Origin of the sequence: Synechococcus sp. MW101C3 (assembly GCF_002252635.1) — a bacterium.
Lineage (GTDB): Bacteria > Cyanobacteriota > Cyanobacteriia > PCC-6307 > Cyanobiaceae > MW101C3.
This window is the reverse complement of the sequence record NZ_NQKX01000003.1, coordinates 68,747-87,031: the sequence shown is the minus strand read 5'-3', so window position 1 is coordinate 87,031 and position 18,285 is coordinate 68,747. Positions and strand designations below refer to the sequence as shown.

Annotated in this window: 9 protein-coding genes; 5 read left to right on the top strand and 4 right to left on the bottom strand. The window is 50.4% G+C overall.

Annotation, left to right across the window (positions count from 1 at the left end; translation table 11 throughout):
• The first annotated feature begins 766 nt into the window (after window positions 1-766).
• Window positions 767-1,036 carry a hypothetical protein gene (locus CJZ80_RS04445; RefSeq protein ID WP_094510877.1) on the top strand — a complete coding sequence of 90 codons (270 nt, stop codon included), beginning with the start codon at window positions 767-769 and terminating at the stop codon, window positions 1,034-1,036.
• Window positions 1,037-1,172: 136 nt separating this feature from the next.
• Here CJZ80_RS04445 and CJZ80_RS14895 read toward each other — a convergent pair whose 3' ends face one another.
• Window positions 1,173-2,192 carry a hypothetical protein gene (locus CJZ80_RS14895; RefSeq protein ID WP_144036912.1) on the bottom strand — a complete coding sequence of 340 codons (1,020 nt, stop codon included), beginning with the start codon at window positions 2,190-2,192 and terminating at the stop codon, window positions 1,173-1,175.
• Between the two features lie 434 nt (window positions 2,193-2,626).
• Window positions 2,627-3,994: a sulfotransferase gene (locus CJZ80_RS04440; RefSeq protein ID WP_158217426.1), complete on the bottom strand. Its 1,368-nt coding sequence runs from the start codon at window positions 3,992-3,994 to the stop codon at window positions 2,627-2,629.
• A 1,751-nt stretch (window positions 3,995-5,745) separates the two neighbouring features.
• Here CJZ80_RS04440 and CJZ80_RS14890 point away from each other — a divergent pair.
• The 3 genes from CJZ80_RS14890 (at window position 5,746) to CJZ80_RS04415 (ending at window position 16,352) form a co-directional block, all read left to right on the top strand.
• Window positions 5,746-11,553 carry a type I polyketide synthase gene (locus CJZ80_RS14890; protein WP_144036911.1) on the top strand — a complete coding sequence of 1,936 codons (5,808 nt, stop codon included), beginning with the start codon at window positions 5,746-5,748 and terminating at the stop codon, window positions 11,551-11,553.
• Window positions 11,554-11,822: 269 nt separating this feature from the next.
• Complete coding sequence (locus CJZ80_RS04420; protein WP_144036910.1) at window positions 11,823-14,105, top strand: SDR family NAD(P)-dependent oxidoreductase; 2,283 nt, start codon at window positions 11,823-11,825, stop codon at window positions 14,103-14,105.
• Between the two features lie 1,983 nt (window positions 14,106-16,088).
• Complete coding sequence (locus CJZ80_RS04415; protein ID WP_094510873.1) at window positions 16,089-16,352, top strand: hypothetical protein; 264 nt, start codon at window positions 16,089-16,091, stop codon at window positions 16,350-16,352.
• A 127-nt stretch (window positions 16,353-16,479) separates the two neighbouring features.
• Here the strand turns inward: CJZ80_RS04415 and CJZ80_RS04410 are convergent, their stop codons facing one another.
• Window positions 16,480-17,160: a metallophosphoesterase family protein gene (locus CJZ80_RS04410; RefSeq protein ID WP_094510872.1), complete on the bottom strand. Its 681-nt coding sequence runs from the start codon at window positions 17,158-17,160 to the stop codon at window positions 16,480-16,482.
• The gene (locus CJZ80_RS04405; RefSeq protein ID WP_094510871.1) at window positions 17,147-17,383 is read right to left on the bottom strand and encodes a hypothetical protein; all 237 of its coding nucleotides are present in this window, start codon (window positions 17,381-17,383) and stop codon (window positions 17,147-17,149) included. The genes CJZ80_RS04410 and CJZ80_RS04405 overlap by 14 nt, the downstream gene beginning before the upstream one ends.
• Window positions 17,384-17,575: 192 nt before the next feature.
• Here CJZ80_RS04405 and CJZ80_RS04400 point away from each other — a divergent pair, with 192 nt between their 5' ends.
• Window positions 17,576-18,190, top strand: coding sequence for a M28 family peptidase (locus CJZ80_RS04400; RefSeq protein ID WP_158217424.1), 615 nt, complete (start codon window positions 17,576-17,578; stop codon window positions 18,188-18,190).
• Window positions 18,191-18,285 lie beyond the last annotated feature (95 nt).

Sequence of the window (18,285 nt, the reverse complement as noted above, 5' to 3'; positions counted from 1 at the left end):
CGTCAGAAAGGCGTTTTATATCTGAACTCGAACCAGGGCTAGCCAAGAGTAGTTCTTTAATGCGGACCAAGCATTTCCAAGGTCTTAATCTCATGCAGTTACTTCGCCTGTAGGGATGTCATTGGGGCCAGATCAAGTCACAGATGATATCCAAGCTACCCTACCCCTGCCTAGGCGGCTTCATGGGCAGAATCCGAGGTGTCTACGTGATCATTCCGATGGCTGAACTGGGCTGCACCCGAATCGTGATCCTAGCTTCAACCCGCCTCAGTCTACACACACGCGTACATTGCCGGCAGATGTATCGATGTCAATGAATGCTCAAGATGCGCTCACTCTGCTATCGCTCATGTCCAGTTCAGACCCCAGACTTCCGAAGTGAGGAGGTGGAGGTGCCATGCAGACTCTCACCGGTCATGCTGCTAAGCCCAACCAGAAAGGCTGGTACTATTGCCAATCTTCTTATCCCAAAACAAGTGGTTGTCTATTCGTATGAACCTGTGCAAGCACATGTCCAGTTATCTGACCGCATATACCACCTTGTGATGGCATCGACTAATAGGCTCCAACTCTGAGCTTCTCATTGAGCCATGCAACTAGCTCCCTCTGCACAGTACCCCCATTTCTATTCGGCTGAATTGTCAATCTAAGCCCCACTTTCTGTTAGCTTCTGATTAATGGAGCCGTTTGTTGAAGTGCATTCGGCCAGTTTGCCGTGTGAGCTGGAAAGTGCAGTAGGATCACAGTTGAAGTCTGACTACTCTGCATGGAGACGCACGAAGGGGCTGAGGACCAATCATTCCACATTGAAATGGTTCGGCAACTCAATCTCTTGCCCAACAAGTTCCATCAAATATCTGATGAAGATATTGACCACCTAAATGAAATCTCCATTAAAGAAGCCGAGAGGCAGTTGTCTCTTACGTCGGCGGCGATGAAGTTGTTTTCAAACTTTGAGAAGCTGCTTCCAAGTGGACCTATTGCAGCGAAGAAACTCGGCGGTTTCGCTAGCACACCGAATTCCCAGTCGAAGTAACTTCTAGCGTCATTTATTAGAACCGACTACGTCCACTTCTGCTTCAGTATTGCAGGCCACTTGCTGATTGACGTGGCCTCACATTGCCAATGATTCCATTCCAGATATTCACCCCACTGCCAGTAACTCTACAGATCTATAGTGCAATGATCTGACAGCCACCCTTTGGATTATGCTCGTATTGACCTGGATCTGTATCCGATGTTCGTGTTAGAACCTTTGGCCCAAATGGATTTGCAGTGCATACATATGTTTGTCCATTCCATTTTACGATGTTCCTGATTCCAAAGTTGTAGATATTGTTGAACCCATTGTGAGATATGCAGTTCCAGTCCACTCCATCTTCAGAAGACCAAAGCTCTGCCCCTCCGTATGACGAAAGAAACACCTGCATAGATTCCCAATCAAGAAGTCTGCCAAATCTAGTCTTGCGTTCTTCCCTTATTGCCCATAGACCAAATACCGACCAATCCATTGTTCCCAGAAGAAGTCGATCATCTATGCTCACAATCTTCCAGATGTAGGCGTTAAAATAGTTGCCGAAGCCTGGCCCTCTTCCGCTGAGTGGCAACAAGCCATCACGTGGGTTGGCACAAACTAGCTCTAGCTCATCGTTGGGAGCAAGTCGCAATACTTCTGCTGCGGCTGGCCCGACATTGTTGGTTCGATCGTGTCCACCATTCTGAATCCCAGTTCCAATGTATAAGTAGTCGCGATGACTGCATAATGAGATAATCCCCTGATTCAACGCGCCTCTTCCACCGCCATCCTTAACCACTAACTCCCAAGTGAATTCATATTTACCTGAACGCCTGCCCCTCCATAGTTGAAAACCATTGATTCCTCCTGTTCCAGCATAGAGTAATCCCTGATGGATGCAGAGTTCGTATACCACAACAACTTCTGGAAAGGTACCTAGACCCTTGCCGTTGATTGAATGCCATTGTCCAGAAGTTGGGTCATCTGTAGCGAAGATCGTAGTGATCCCAGCCCCGTTCACATTACCGTTGGATGCCCCTGTAATGGTTGTGACCAAGAGCTCTTCATACTGAAGCAGTGATCTAATCGATGTGAGCGTGATCTCGTTTGAAGAAAACTCTGAAATGATGCTTGGCTTTGGTAGTCTTGAAAAGCTTTCTCCGTCGTAGCTCACCATGAGATCAGGACCATCCCCTCTCGACCGGGATGTGGATGCGACATACAGAGCTATATCTCTAGATCCATCTCTATAGGTACACATGCTACGATAACCGTAGTGGCGTCTGAATGAGACTCCATTTTCAAGTTGATACCAATCAGCTTGATGGACACGTTTCGGGCTCGATGAATTCGGGCTAAAACGCCAAATCTCTGCTGCAGAAACATCGTTCTCAAATGCTTGCTCGTAATTCTTGTATTCAATTGGAACCGGCCACATATCTATGTGGACATTTGGCATCCCAAAACGAAGAAAGACAAGATTGGCACGTCCTGTGCCAATGTACATTGAACCCTTGAAGACCGCCGCCGAATACGCATAGGCATTGTATTGATCCCCAAAGCCATTGGCGCATACAGGAAATGGATTTATCCGATTGTGTAAGGCTACTGTCACTGTTGCACCTCATAGCCTGGGATATTACCCATGAGACCTACACTAATCTCTGACAACGAATGTAGAGCTGGAAACGACCTCCAGATATCCGCACGATTATCTACGATTCTGTTTTCCAGGAAAAACTTGAGGTCACCTGCGAATTCATTTGTTTCAATCTGCATACTCTGTTCTGCGCTATAAGGATTAGCACAGCTGGCGTAGAATGGTAGGCCTAAAAATGAAAGCAATTCGTCCATAGACTTATCAGGACTCGTGACAAGGTCTTCATAGTTGAGGTAATGGATGCGACTATTGTCAATGTCCTTCAAGACTGATTGAATATTTTCATGGCACAGAGCCCAAATCATCTCTGGAATCGCTGATGTATCGCCGGTGTAGCGGCGTGCAAATGGAATGATTTCCTGGAGCTGTGAGTCAACAAGTGACTTCACCACTGCCGATGGGTGACGAACAAGATAGATGAACTTAGCATCAGGAAACTGTGCTGTAATACGTTCTAACGTATGTCTGCTGTATGCATAAGAAGGGGTCTTGTCTACAAGGTATTCTTTTGAAAAATTGTCTTCTATTTCCTTGAAAAAACTGATAACAGGCGTTTCACCCTCAACTAGTTCGCCCTCAAGACGAGCTGAATCTTCCAAGCTGATTCCATTGACCTTGGCACGAAGGCGGACAGTTCCTCCCAGCAAATGCTTCGTCTCTGCATGGCTTAGAGCTCTCTGGCGCTGTGCGTATGTATCATAATGGAGCAGATGTAATTCTTCTGGAGATTCGATTTCTGGATGCTGATCTAGCATCCTTTGCAGCAGAGTCGACCCTGATCGTGGAGAAGATAGAATAAACACAAGTTTGTAGCTCGTGTCGATGGTATTGTCGGCTGAAAATGTTGGCGTCTGGATTAAGGACTTGAATTCCTCAAATTGTATGGAGCTGAATGGGGAGCGTTTGTATTTGCTGTCTTCAACATCCTTCGGTTGCTGACCTTGACTACCAGCGTAGCTTTTGGTACTTGTTGGGCCAATCGAAGCAGACTGCTTAATTATATACTCGCTAAGTTCTCCGATGCTCAAGTCTGAAACATATTGCCCTTCTACGGGCATGACTAATTCAATGAATGATAACCTGTCCGGACTAAGTGACTGACACTTCTGAAAGATCGATACAAAGTCGACGGAAGTTAGCCCAAGATCGGCTATAAGCTGAGTATCTGCGGAGAGAGGATCATCATAGAAGATGTCGTTGTTCTCTGAATAATCACCAATGACCTTTATAACTTCTTGTAGCATTGTCTGGAAAACGCTGCTTGAGCTTAACATGGAATCCACGGAACGCGCCACAGGTTTTCTGTCCAGGCGGATCATCTGCTCCAAGGAATCTACTGCCATTCTACCCATTAGGAGAATGATGGCTGAACACTAGCCTTCAGTCAAACCCAATACAATCTTCCACGCCAAGCGTGCGAGTATTCAAGAATTGAACAGAGTATGATTGATGATTTGCTCATAGACCACGCTTTTCCTGTCAACTCACCACCACTTCAACACTGAGCCGACTATTTGAATTGCCTGTTGTCAAGCCAACCCTCTTTCCCGACGACCGAAATACTGACCTTCTGTACATGCCATCCATATGAGTTAGTGGATTAAGCATCTGTTGGTGGGCGCCAGTGATCTGTGCTTGGGGCCGAATCAGACAGAGCCCAAGGATAGCAGCACTACCGACTTTGCAATGAATTTGACGAACATCACTGCTTCTCATCTGCCTGACGGCTACGGCCAGCTCCAGACTGAGTGCAAACGCTCACAGAACTGACCAACGTCGCCGTGATGACAACGAACTACGGAAGCCATAATTCAAGATCATATGCGGCTCAGCGTCACCCACCAGAGTGAGACGACCTTCAAGAGTTGATCCACGAGTTGCTCTCGCCGACACCTGGGTGCAACGCAACGCTGTGGTTCCATGGCCAAGATCGATACGAATGAGCCAGAGCATGCCTACAGTCGAACTTTCCGGATGATGGATTATCTGGCCAACGCCGCCTTGCCAATTGGGTGTCATCCGGTGAGTCTCACGCGCGTCTCATGTGATGGCGCGTAAGTCACCGGAAGCGCGGAATTAGTAGTCTTTGCGGTCCACCTTAGGGTATACCTAGCCTTTTGGCGATACAAGAAGGCACACCAGGCAACCACCATCAGGATGCTTTTCAGAGGCTCTGATGTGGAGTTCTCTCTGGATGTGCTGAAGATCGCTCTGCAACATAGAGGCAATGCATCGATCATCGCCTCTGCTTGTTTCCGTTTAATCCATACAATAGAGATCGCTGCCAGCAGTCTGAATCGCCCAGCATAAGCCAGTATGGCATTTGTGTTTGCTATGCCTACATCTTTCCAGACCGCAATGGCGAGAGTTTAAGCACCCTCTATTGGTGTGCCCGCGAGGACAAGAAACGGTTCTTCTGTAGTTAGGTACTGTTGATTGAATTGAAGCCACTATTCAGCTTCGCCACCTGTAGAGCGAACTCCACGCAATGTCTACCCCCACTAGGATTCAAACCTCTCTATCCCGTCCCTAAAGAACCTGAATCCAGCTCCACTCCTATTCATAATGGTTGACACAGTCAGGATGTTTCATACACCCATAAATCTTTTCAACGGCCTTCCCTCTATGGGTTGAAAATTGTTCCCGTATTAACTTTCAGTATACATACTTTCCGCCGAAATGGATCCCACTACATTCCTGGTCTTTTGCGGATTAAAATGATTGACGTCATGGTCATCACAGGATTGTACGTAATTCTCGGCACGTATTAGGTTGTGTTCGAACGACTGCATCAAGAACACCCACCTAACCTGCTTTTTCTGCATAACCGTGGCACAACCTCTTCTCTTTCGATGACTTACTGCCTACCACTAATACTCTTTATCATGTCATCACTATTGCCTTAGTGCCCTGTGATACATTATCTCAACTTCACCGGCGAAGCACAAAGGGGCCTCCACCCTTGACTCGGCGGGCCTATGTGTGCAACTCCGCATGGTGGCCTACCCGATCGAAAAACGTCGCACATTTTGACTTATGGGTTAAAATGTGATCAGGTGTGCTCAAGGTAATGAATACCACCAATCAGGTTTTGGTGACGGTTCGCCCCTTTGGAGACTGGGTTAGGTCATCGGAGCGTGTATTGTCTGCAGGTGCATCACTCTGTTTGGAAACCTTTGGATTTGAAGATCATATAGAAGAGCTTTGGAATCAAGGGCTTTCACTGCTGATACCCCGCATTTCATTCGTATCTTGCAGAGACTTTTCCGTTGCACAGTCCATACTTTCGCTAGTAGAAGGCCAACAATCGAACGCCGCTCAATCGCCGCGTGTCATCATTCCTTGGAGCAAAGTCACTCATGACCAGCTTGATTCGCTAAAGAGCTTGCAACCCGTCGCAAGACTCGGTTCCATCTTGGAAGTCGAGCAGTTTTCGGCGTCACCTTGGGGTGAGGCTGAAAACAGACTTGTTCTGATTGAAGGCTATGAATCCGGTGGTCTATGCGGGAGCGACTCGCAGTATATTCTATTCCAAAAGGCTATCAGTTCACTTGACAACTGTAGGATCATCGTATCAGGCCCCATTGGCCTTCTTTCTTTTTCTGCCCTGAATAGTCAGGGGATATTTTCTATATTACTAGATGAGCAAACTCTGCTTCTTCAGGATTCGTATCTTCCACCTCGCAACAGACAGCTTCTCAACCGAGTCAACGGAAGGCAATCCATCGTTCTACGTTCAGGCACAGATCCATCCTTCGATGTGAGGTGCATTTGTCTTCCAGGTAAAGATTCTCCTGGCTACCTCTTCGGCAGCACAATTGAAGTCCCTCAGCTTAATGAACTAGCCACATGGAGTTCCGACTGGATCTTTCCTGTCGGTGAGGGTATTGACCTTGCCAAGGACTTCTCGCAACAGTATCGAACTCTCGGCAGACTCATTTCAGCATACCGTTCTATCAAGGTTAATTCTACCTCGGCTACAACCCATCCCAACTCAATTGCAACGCAGTTTGGTGTTAAGTATCCAATCATTCAAGGCCCAATGTCACGGGTTAGTGACACGGCTGAGTTTGCGGCAAGCGTTGCGCGAGGAGGTGCCTTGCCTACCATCGCTGCGGCGATGCTTACTGCAGAAGCACTTGAGAAGATCCTTATACAGACGGCAGACCTGATACCGGACCTTCCTTGGGGTGTTGGCTTACTTGGGTTCATTGACGCAACCCATTTAAAGTCACAGATCTCAGTTCTGAAGCGTTCAAAGGCAAGCTTCTGTATACTTGCCGGTGGAACTCCTGCTCAAGCTAAGGAAATTGCATCCGAGCACCTAAGGGTGTTTATTCATGCACCAACTCCAGAACTGCTTGACCTATTTATCAAGGAAGGTTGGAGAGACTTCATCCTTGAAGGACGCGAATGCGGAGGACATATCGGTCCACTCAGTTCTCTGAATCTGTGGGAGAGGTCAATCAGAGTTGTTCTAGGCCAAAGCAAAGCTGTGAGCCGAGATGTATGTCTGGTTCTAGCTGGAGGTATCCATGATGAGGCTTCGGCTGCTTTTGCTGCCTACATGGTTGAGGATCTAATCAAGACAGGCGCGACATGTGGCTTACTCGTTGGTTCGGCCTATCTTGCTACGCGAGAAATCGTTGAAGATCGGGCCATTACCCGTACATACCAAGAGGTTTCACTCCAATGCTCCAACACTGTCTTTCTTGAGACCTCTCCCGGTCATCAAAGTAGATGTGCCGACACGGCATTTTCCCGCGAGTTCAATTCTATGCGAGATGAACTCGTCAAAGCTCAGGTCCCTGTTCGTGAAATATCCAGCAAGTTAGATCAACTCATTCTCGGACGTCTGAGATTGGCGTCCAAGGGGCTTCAACGAGGAGAGGGGGGGTTGGTTGCCGTTACCGAAGATGACCAACTTCAACTGGGAATGTACATGTTGGGAGAAGCCGTATGCCTGATCAATGATCAGACAACGATTCATCAGCTACATGAAGCTATTCGTAATGGTCTGGAGACTCCTGCCAGACGAGCTCAGCAAGATATCTCTGAGAGGGCGCAGCCAGCTGGTGTTGTCAGTGAATACAGAGGACACCACGACATTGCAATCATTGGGATGTCTTGCAAGCTACCAGGTGCCAATGACCCTGAACAATTCTGGAACTTAGTTCTACAAGCCCGGAACCAGATCAAAGAGATCCCTGAGGACCGCTGGTCTATCACTGACTTCTATTCAGCTGATCCGAAAGAGACTCATAAAATCCATTCCAAGTGGGGTGCTTTTCTTGATGCTGTCCAATTTAATCCGATTGAGTTTGGACTTCCTCCACAGTCTCTCTCTTCAATTGACCCAGCCCAGCTCTTAGCCCTTGTATGTGTCAAAGAGGCACTTCAGAATGCAGGCTATCCAGAGGACTGCCTGTATGATCGTGAATCTACATGCGTTGTTCTTGGCTTCAGCGGCGGTTTAGGAGAACTTGGTCAAGCTTATGTCATGCAAGCTGAGTTGGCTCCTCTCTTGAGCCGTCAGCACAATGTCGAGGATATGTTACCAACCTGGACGAGTGATAGTTTTGCTGGAATTCTTCCTAATGTATCTGCTGGAAGAGTTGCCAACAGATTCAATCTCGGTGGGACCAACTGCACCATTGATGCAGCCTGCGCATCCTCACTTGCCGCTTTGGACCTTGCTGTTCATAAGCTTAGACAGGGTGACGCCAATATGGCTGTTGTTGGCGCTATCGATACACTACAGTCACCTTTTGCGTTTTTCTGCTTTTCAGAAACTCAAGCGCTTTCTCCTACTGGTGAAGCCAAGTCGTTTACCAAAAGTGCTGACGGAATTGTGCTTGGCGAAGGTGCAGGCATCCTTGTCCTCAAACGGCTTGAAGATGCTGAAGCCTCTGGAGATTCAATCCTGGCTGTGATCAAAGGAATTGGTAGCTCGAGTGATGGTCGAGGCCGAACCATGACGGCACCGTCACATCACGGGCAGGTTCAGGCGTTTGCTCGAGCCTATACAGATGCTGGCGTGAATCCAGCCATGCTTGGGTATTATGAGGCTCATGGAACTGGCACACCTGTTGGTGACCGATCTGAAATCCGGGCTTTGACCACATTCCTGGAAACCCAGAACAATCCAACCACCCATTGTGCGGTTGGATCAGTGAAAACACTGATTGGTCATACGAAGAGTACGGCTGGTTTGGCTGGACTTCTGAAGGCTACGCTAGCCCTGAAGCATCAGTCTATTCCACTGCACAGTAGAAAGGAAGAGCCTATTGATGAAGTCAGTTCTTCTAATACTGTCTACCTTCCAGCCGGCACCTTTCCCTGGCTGCAGTCAGATTGCCTTGGCCCTCGGACTGCTGGTGTCAGCGCATTCGGATTTGGTGGTACTAACTTCCATGTTGTTCTGCAAGAGTATATTCCCAAGCGTTTGGCGGACAGACCTTGCACGGACCTAACACCCAGACTCGCGACCAGTTTTAGACTGCTGTACTTCACTCCTGAGCGTGGAACCCTTTCGGAATGTATCCGAACGGCTTTGAAGCACGCACGTCTGATTGAACACGAATGCGCTCTTAATGGCTACACCACATCAGTCAATCATCTGGTGGCTGACACAATTAAAAGCCAGGATGTATCTGCTCACCCACGTGATGCTACTGGTGACTTCCTTATTCTTCTTGTTGATCAGTCTCGTGCTGATATTGGTGACAAGCTTGAAGATGCTCTATCCGTCCTTGAAGGACGGCTTGACTACACCAGCACGATGCGCGACTGGCTTGTACTTCAATCTTCATCAGCAGGGTTGCAGATTGACTATAAAACTGCTGAGCAGACTGCGCTACTTTTCCCTGGGCAAGGATCTGATTACCCCGGAATGGGGGCAACATGCCTGTCTGCATCGTCTCTCCAAACCCACGAGCTACTGCTGACCCTATTTCCAGAACCCCGTTCAAGACACGACGTTCTTGCGAAGTACCTTTTCGGCAACTCTGAGCCCGGCACGGGTCTTACTGCTGATATCAAGCAGTCCCTGCTTGCGATCACCGAGGTTGCTTATCTAGAGATTCTTTCATTCCTCGAGGTACCTTGGTCCCTTGGCCTTGGCCATAGCCTTGGTGACTTTGTCAGTCTGTACGCGACAGGCTGGCTAAGTGCGAGCGACTTAGTAACCCTTCTGCAAAGTCGTGGGAAGGCCATCAACGGATTTGTTGATTCCGGATATGGCATGTTGATACTCTTCTGCTCTCCTCAACAGGCTAACGATTTACTTCTTAAGGCAGCCAAGGCATCATTGACACTGGCAAATATCAATTCACCAACACAAGTTGTTTTGTCAGGTCAGTTGGCTGATTTGGACATCATCGAACAGGCGTGCCTACAGGAAGGCATATCTACACAGAGAATGCAGACATTGTATCCGTTCCATTCAATGTTTATGCAGGATTGCAATGAATCCTTTAAGACAGCTCTCAACTCATTCAACTTTTCTGCAGGGAACTCAAGTTCTAATCATTCAATTCTGAGCACGTCACCACAATCTGGTACTGTTTCTGAGCAGACTATCAGCCACTTGCTCGCCTCCCATATGGTTTCAGGAGTCGACTTCGTACAGTCTGTTAGGCAGGCTGAAGCCCTTGGATCAACCTTCTTCATTGAAGTTGGGCCTAAGAAAGTCCTATCGAAGCTTGTACGATCATCACTCGGCTCTTCAGATTCTATCGCCGTCTCCCTTGATGGACCTCGTGGAACGGAGGACTTTCTGGCCTCCATTATGCGGATAGCAAGCCACGGGGTCACCCTTAATTGGTTCAAACTAAGCGAAATGCTACAGGTTCCTGCTGTACCACCGACAAGCCAAGCTTCTGGAAATGCTGCCACGAAGCCAGGATTTAGCTATTTTATTAATGGTGCCCATGCTTGGAAATCCCAGCATAAGATACAACAGAATATCCAGCACAAGGTTCATCAAGCTCTGTCAGGGAACATCAGTCGCAGCGATGAAGCCATATTGCATGCAGATTTAGCAGAGCCAGTCCTGCTAACATCTATCCAACCGTCTCCTTCTCAACCGCAGTTAACCCCAATGACCCAACCCAACCAGTCGAGCCAGATCAGCAATCTTCGCTTAGAAGCGTTTCGGACTTATCACGAAACTCTGCGTATGATGATCAATTCCCAGACCCAAGTCTTTTCTGCATTCCTTGCTAATTCTTCCCACGGTGTAGCTTCGTTGGATAGTACAGAGACGATTTATACACAGCAGCAAGTGGTTGGATTGGCAGCTCCTCCCGAAACCATCACATCAGCATTTGCACCCCCTGTTCAAAGCATCTCTCAACCCTCTTCTTCCACGATTCTTCAGCAGCCAGTTCAGGCGCTTGCCACCGTTTCACCTCTTATTGGCAACGGAGATATTGGCCACGCTCATGCAGCTACCCCCACCAAAGCTGTACAAGCCCCACTCAATGGTTTGCAGGTCGATACCCCACCGGTACCGCCTTCGAATGGCCATGGAGCGACCACCACTGAGCCCAAGCAGGTACCAGGCGCCACTGATGCATCCTCCATTTTGCTTCAACTAACCTCCCTGCTATCAGAGAAGAGCGGCTACCCAGTTGAGTTGCTTGATCCTGATCAGGATCTAGAGTCTGATCTTGGCATCGACTCCATCAAGAGAATTGAGGTGATGGGAGGTCTGTTGGCTACCTTGCCAAACGTATCTCCTGAGGCTCTTCAGAGCATTCAAACCGGGACCAGAGATCTGAGAACACTCCGTGAGGTGGCTGGCCACATTGCAGAAATCCTGGACGGAAGCATTAACACTGTTGCCGAAGCAGAGGCTACCCAGCCGGGAAAGTAGTTGGCGGGAAGGACGAACCCTCACAGCTTCGTCTTTCCCATTTTGAAAGCACTTCCTTCCGACTAGCTTGCTCTAGGTCTGGACACTGTCTTGAGAGGGCTGACCGACAGTTCATTGTCTTAGTTCCTGACTCAAAGCGTGACTTCTATTCAAATCTATTCGCCAACTCAAGACACGTTTCAGCATTCAATTATTCAGTTACATCTCCAGATCAGACTCTTCCTGTTTCCATCGGAGGCGATCAGAAGATTCCCGAAAGTGCCACGAATGTGGACTCTTCTACTGACTTTACTATCATATTGCACCTTGATGACTTTGGACAGAGGCTGACCAGTCTTGTTGACTTTGAGCCATCCAATGCTGTGTCTTCTTTGTGGACAGCATTTGACAATATCCGGAATCTTCTCTCTTCCTTCCTAATTCCTGGCAATGATTATCGCCTGGTATTGCTCCATCATGGCCAAGGTGACTTTGGCAGGCGATCTGCGAGCAACGCTCCATCTGGCTTCCCAACTTTCTTCCTGACCTATGTTTCGGCTCTGTCCGGAATGCTTAAGTCAATTACGTCCGAATTTCCATCCGTCAAAACAACCGTAGTCGATATCTCCGATTCAGTCCTCCCCTCTGATAGCACCCAATCCTATCTCGACTTCATCCTGTCACTTGATGAACCTGAGAAGGAGTACTCAATCAACGAAGAAGGGCTGCATGTTCATACGATGATTCCTTGCCAACCTTCCAGCGCCACTTCGGAAGGTGCTTTACTCCCCGTATCTTATCCTTCTTGCATCTTGGCGATTGGAGGTGCTCGTGGTATCGCAGTTCCTGTCTTAGAGCAGCTTGGATCAAGGAATGCATCCCTTGTAGTAACTGGCAGATCTGATATAAATCTTCCCCAATGGTATTCTCCCGGTAGTACCGTGCCTCAGATCAGGTCTGAACTGATCAAGATGCATAGAGACTCAGGTGAGACCTTTACTCCAGCCTCCATTGAAAAGGAAGTGAGGAGGATTTCTTCTTCTGTTGAAGCTATTGCAAACCTTGACAGACTGTCCAATCTCTATGCATCAGTTATCTATTTCAAAGTAGACCTGCTTGACCCCAATTCTCATGCGTCGGTTATTTCTGAACTTAACACCAAGCGCTTACGAGTCGATACTATCATTAATGTAGCCGGTATTATTGAAGACTCATTGGTTAGCAAGAAGAAGCTTGATAGTTTTAACCGTGTCCTGTCAACAAAGATGAATTCGCTGAAGCTTGTCTTTCAAGTGTTAGAAGAGCATCCAGTCGCTAACGTAGTGAACTATGCATCGATTGCTGGCAAGACTGGCAACTATGGTCAAGCTGACTATTCTGCTGCCAATGAACTTCTAAACGCAGGTAGCTGGCTCTCTGCTCTCCTTCGCCCTGGGCTCAAGGTTACTTCATTCAATTGGGGACCATGGGCTTCATCGGGCATGGCGACTCAAGAAGTTAATGATGCTTTTGCCGAACGCGGCATCATTCCCATTCCTCTTGACGTTGGCGCACAAAGTGTTGTATCAATCTTAACCAATCAATCTGAGCTTCCCCTTGAGGTTACATCAGGCCTGTATGACTCTACTAGGTTTACCCAATCCAACTTTGACATACAGCGTCTTTCTGAGTCTTACCCATTCTTGGGACAGCATTCTGTTTCGACCACGTCATCTACAGAGCATGGACAGCTCAAGGAGACTTATAAGTTCTATCTTGATCCTCACAGTCTTCCTTATATTTCCTCCCATCGAAAGTTCGGGCAACCTGTTCTGCCAGCTGCGTCTTCCTGTACATTTGCCCTTGAAGCTTATCAGCGCCACCTTGGGTCGAGTGCTCTCTCTTTAGGTCGTTCTGCCTTGCGTGTCACCACTGACGTTCTCTCAGGAATCGTCTTCAGTGACTTTACTCCTCGCCAGCTTCTCTTTGAAGCCAATGTCGCAGATAATCAACCTTTCACCTGCAGCTTAAGGGATCATCGTTCAAAGCGCTATTCTTACCGAACTCAAGTAGAACAAGTACCTCATCCAGACATTAGTAGCAAGCTTTTATCCTCTCTATCCAGGTCCAGCAATGATGGCCAACCTCCTCTCAGTGTCAGTCAGAGTGATGCCTATGATAGGTATCTGTTCCATGATGGTGTGATGACTGTCATTAGTGGTACCTCCTTGATCTTCCAAGATACTGAGGTGATTGTCTCCACTTTGCAGTCTCATGGTACCTGTGGGCTACTAGGCGTAGATTCCGCTGCCGAAGGTTTTCTTGATCCATCTCTGCTTGATGGACTTCTTCAGATGGGTCTCATCATCCTCCGTGATCTCTACCAAACTAGTGCTCTGCCTAATCGCCTAGTTGTCGATGTTTATGCTGCTCCAGTCCACGGCAAGCAGTATTTAGCTACCGGACGCATTGTGGAGGTCAACGCTGTTACTAGCAAAGCCTATTATGAAGGACTTATTACTTCGGAGGATGGTACTCCTCTTCTTTGCCTTTCCTATGCAGAAATGACCCATTCTCCAAGCATGATTGATTAGGCTTTCTGTCTACCCCCCCTCCCCTTCCTTTCGCTCTATTGTGGCGACTCTCCTTTTGTCTTTATCCTCAGGCTCATAGGCTACCTGAATAGCGGTTCTATCTTCTTTGTCGTAGTCTTCAGTCTTCAGCACCTTTCGCATTGAACTTCGAATGTTGCTTTCCCTGTAGTCTTTTGATTTTCCGAGTCGTAACCCAAGTCTTTGTGTCCCTTCTTTCCGTACCCAACCACCTAAGAAGCCTTTTTGTTTCTATAGCTTCGCATCACCTCTGTTCTTTCTGACTGCTTTTTCTTCAGTCGACTATGATCTATGTGTCAGCAGTCAATCTCTTATTGACGCACTGTTCTTGAGCCGTGAGTCTGTCTCCATTGACCTCTGATCATCTCTTGTCGTGTTTGGTCAGTGTCGATTCTTTGGTTCCCTAAGCCAGGCTGGCCTTATGGAACAACTTCCGATTCTTTTCTATTGTTATTCTTGTCATCATCGTTTTCCAAGTCACTGTCGCTTCTACTGACATCAGGCGGTTGCTCAGCCTTTTGTTTGATCCCATCGATGAGTGTATCCACTAGGCTCGCTTGCGGGTTTGCGAGGCTTTGTTTGTTTACTGCATCTCCCCAGTTGTGAGTCGGCCAGGGAGCACTGTTTCTTTTGGCTTATGACTAACCGGCAGTGCTTAGACTTAGCGACTACCTCTAAGCATCTTCTGTGATCTCACCTTTTGCTTTTCCTTTGTACATCTAGACAACAGTACACAGGCCATTAGGGTATTGGCTTGGTGCGTGCTTCCCTCTATCTTGATATCCGGACTCAACGCGTGTAGCCAAAGCTACCAGACAGTCCATCGATGACGAAACCCACCAGAACCGTTCGCCAGGTTCAGCGCACAGTTGATACCAAAGTCCGTGGATTTCTGCCTCCACCTGTGGATTCCTTTCCAGCAACCCCACTGCTCAACTCCTTGGCCTCACCCCAGCAGCCTGCACCGCCGGATACGGCAGGGCCGCATCGCTTGCGGCCACCTGGGCTTGAAACACCACGTTTTGCGTATCAGCGAAGAGCTCGCTGAGTTCACACGGCTACACCTACCAGACCACGAGCTCAGGAGGGAGACGGACTGTTCAGGTTGGCTGAATCGAATCCCAATTTGTCCTACCCCGCAGGGCTTTCACTTGCGCTATGTGCAGTTCCTGCCAACAGTTTTTGCCTGATCGATGAGCTCACTTGGTTTTCTTCAGAGGCAAGGCTCTGCCGGCAGCAAGGGAGGCCCGGCGGACCATCCGACGCCAGGCCGCGACGCTAACCCCTGACATTGATCAAGCGTCTTTCTACGTCGCGTCTGTCTGTTCGCATCCCATGGCCGCACAACCCAGTGGCACCCTGTCCCGCTGGCAGCCTTCGAGCAGCAGATTTTCAGGCGCTGATCCGTGAGCCGCTGCTCCCCTGGCGCCATCTGCTCTGGATCCGCTGTCTGGTCTACAGGCGGCTGAGCCTTGATGGTTGGCACTTCAATCCCAGAGGAGAGCAATGCAACCGGTTTGACTATGGCTGCAGCGCCACCTTTCGCGCTGTCGAGAGCGCCCAAGGTCAGAGGACAGATCAAGGCACGAATGCTGCTGTGTTCCAATCTCCCGCAGCACGTCTGAGAGATTGCTTTTCACTGCGGCCAGAGCCTGGCTGGCCGACTGTTGAATCTTCTGTGCTTGCTGGATGACCAGAGCCTTGTCCGTCTGTCCGTTTATGGCAGCCGACGCTGCAAGTCTGTTGACGTGATTCCTGCGATTGGGAATCGACGACCCCACTTCCTCCTGTCCGGGGTTAACGATATGAGGGGCCGGCACTGACCACTCGAAGGCACCCACTCCAGTCCGGGAGGATGTCGTTGGCTGATGTCAGGCTTCCATCCCGCCATCAGGCCCCTGGTGGTACTACCTTTGCAACGCCCCACAGCTGTCTATGACCAGGCTTCTCCCCGTCAGTCTCTGTGTGACTTTCACCTTGCTTGCAGGCTGCGGTCGTCCAGATGGTCAGGCTCTCCAGAAGCTGGCCTGCGAGCAGGTCGCCAGCTCAATCGACCTGCAATCCGTCGGACAACTCGACGCGCTGCGCAAGGCACTCGGGTTGGCACCCGGCGTTGATCCCCTGCAAACCTGCCGTGACCTTGGGGTGAAGATGGAGCCCACACCCCAGCCTGACAACAGCTCCTCCGAGCAGGGCAACGCCGAAGTAGGCGGCGGCAACGAGAACTGAACTGCGGCCGGCTTTCCTTACCGATCAGCTGTTGGCTGTTGGACGCGTTGTTGACTTGGCGGCAGCTGTTTGGCGCCCTCTCTCTGGTGTGAGATCAGTGGTTTCAGTGCAGATCTGATCCACGTCTTTATTGATGCCTGCTCCCCCTTCGCCCGGGTTGATCCATGGGGCTGCCCAGCTTAGTGGCGGGCTCAATCCTTAGCGCCGTCAATCTGCCACTCAGATAGGCCCCCGTATCAATCCCGATGCGGTGCGGCAGGTGGGTGATCTGGAAATCGTTGCGGAATGTGTGGCCGTGCACCACGGTGTATGGAAGCCCATGGGGCTTGGAGAGAAAGGGCTTGCGGATCCAGATCAGATCTTCGAAGGCCTGGCGCTCCAGCGGCACCCCTGGCCGCACGCCGGCATGCACAAACAGATAGCCGCCGCGAATCGCCGTGACCGGCAACTGTTCGAACCACTCCCGGTGTTCGCTCGCCAGTGGCAGGAGCGCGGGTTCGCCGCCGTTGTAACGCCATCGATCGTAAGCCGGCCCTGCTTTCGATTCCGCTAATGACTCGAGCAGCATCTGCTCATGGTTGCCCCGCAGCACGGTCACACCCGCCAGGCCGTAGGCCGCCGGGTTGTCCTGCAGCTGCCAGACCCGCTCCAGCACCTTGCGATCGCCGTCCGGTTCAGGCGCTCGATCGATCAGATCCCCCAGGAAGATCAGCTCCACGCCGGAGTCCAGGTGTGGGGTGAGTTCCTGCTCGAGCAGGGAGGCGCAGCCATGCACATCTCCGATCGCCACCACATCAGGATTGGTCATCGTCCTCCCCATCGACGTTGGTGCTGGAGCACAGCCACTCTCGGCTTAGGCGCTTGCGGCTGAGCTTGGGATCGTTCAACATCAGTGACAGCTCTTCGTGAACCATCTCCAGTTCGTTGTTGATTTCGTATGAGGCGGGCATCTTCACCTGGCTTGCGCGCAGATTACTCAGACTGAGGGTTGCGGTGCCGTGATCGCCTCGATCGAGTTCCTCGCTTCCCACTCACGGCAGGTGCAGGTGCTCGACCAGGCTCTGGCGCTCGCCGCTGCCGGGCGCCTCCCAGGCCAGCCGCATGCTGAGGATCTCCTGGTTGGGAACCAGCCGGGCAGATTGAGCTGCAGGCCCACGTTGAGCTCCTCCCCGGCGCGCAGGTTGGGGAGTTGGTGATTACCGGCACCGTTGGTTTTGAGGTCGTTGAGCAGATCCACCACCTCAGCACTGATCAGCCACCACTGTCACCTCGTCGTCGAAACTGACGTTGGCGAGACGCTCACGGTTGCTATTCTCCCCGGCCAGCGCCCGCAGCTCGACCCGCTGCTGGTGGCGTCCCACTACGACGGGCCCCTGCACTCGATCGGCGTCGACGTGACCGCCTCTGGGCTGGCGGCCCTGATCGAGCTGGCCATGCACTGGGCCGCTGCGCCGCCCCGGCGAACCGTGTGGGTCGTGACCTTCGATCAGGAGGAATGGGGGAGGCTCGCCACCAGCGTGCTGGAGCTTGAACTCAAGGCCAGAGGCCAGAAACTGCCACTGATGGTGAGACTGGAGATGATCGCTTACACCAGCGCCACTCTGAGGTGGGCTGGGTGGGCCTGCTTCCGGTGCCGGGGGTCACCTCAGCGTTGGGTTCGGGGCGCCGGCCGCTGGGGTGTACTGGCGCTGAGGGGCGCTTTCTGTGGTGCCGTGAGGTGCTGCGGGAGGCTTCGCAGGCCCCGACGATCTGGCAGACACTTCAAGCTGCAGCGAGCGCTGCAGGCGACAAGGAGCCGTCACGTCAGCATGATCGGGGGTAGAGGTGGGCAGCGATGACAGACCCCGGCTGAGGCAGGTTCTGAACAGTGAGTGATCGGCGGCCATGCCATCAGTGCTTCTGTGTTGTTCTTGGAACCCGCTGCGAATGCATC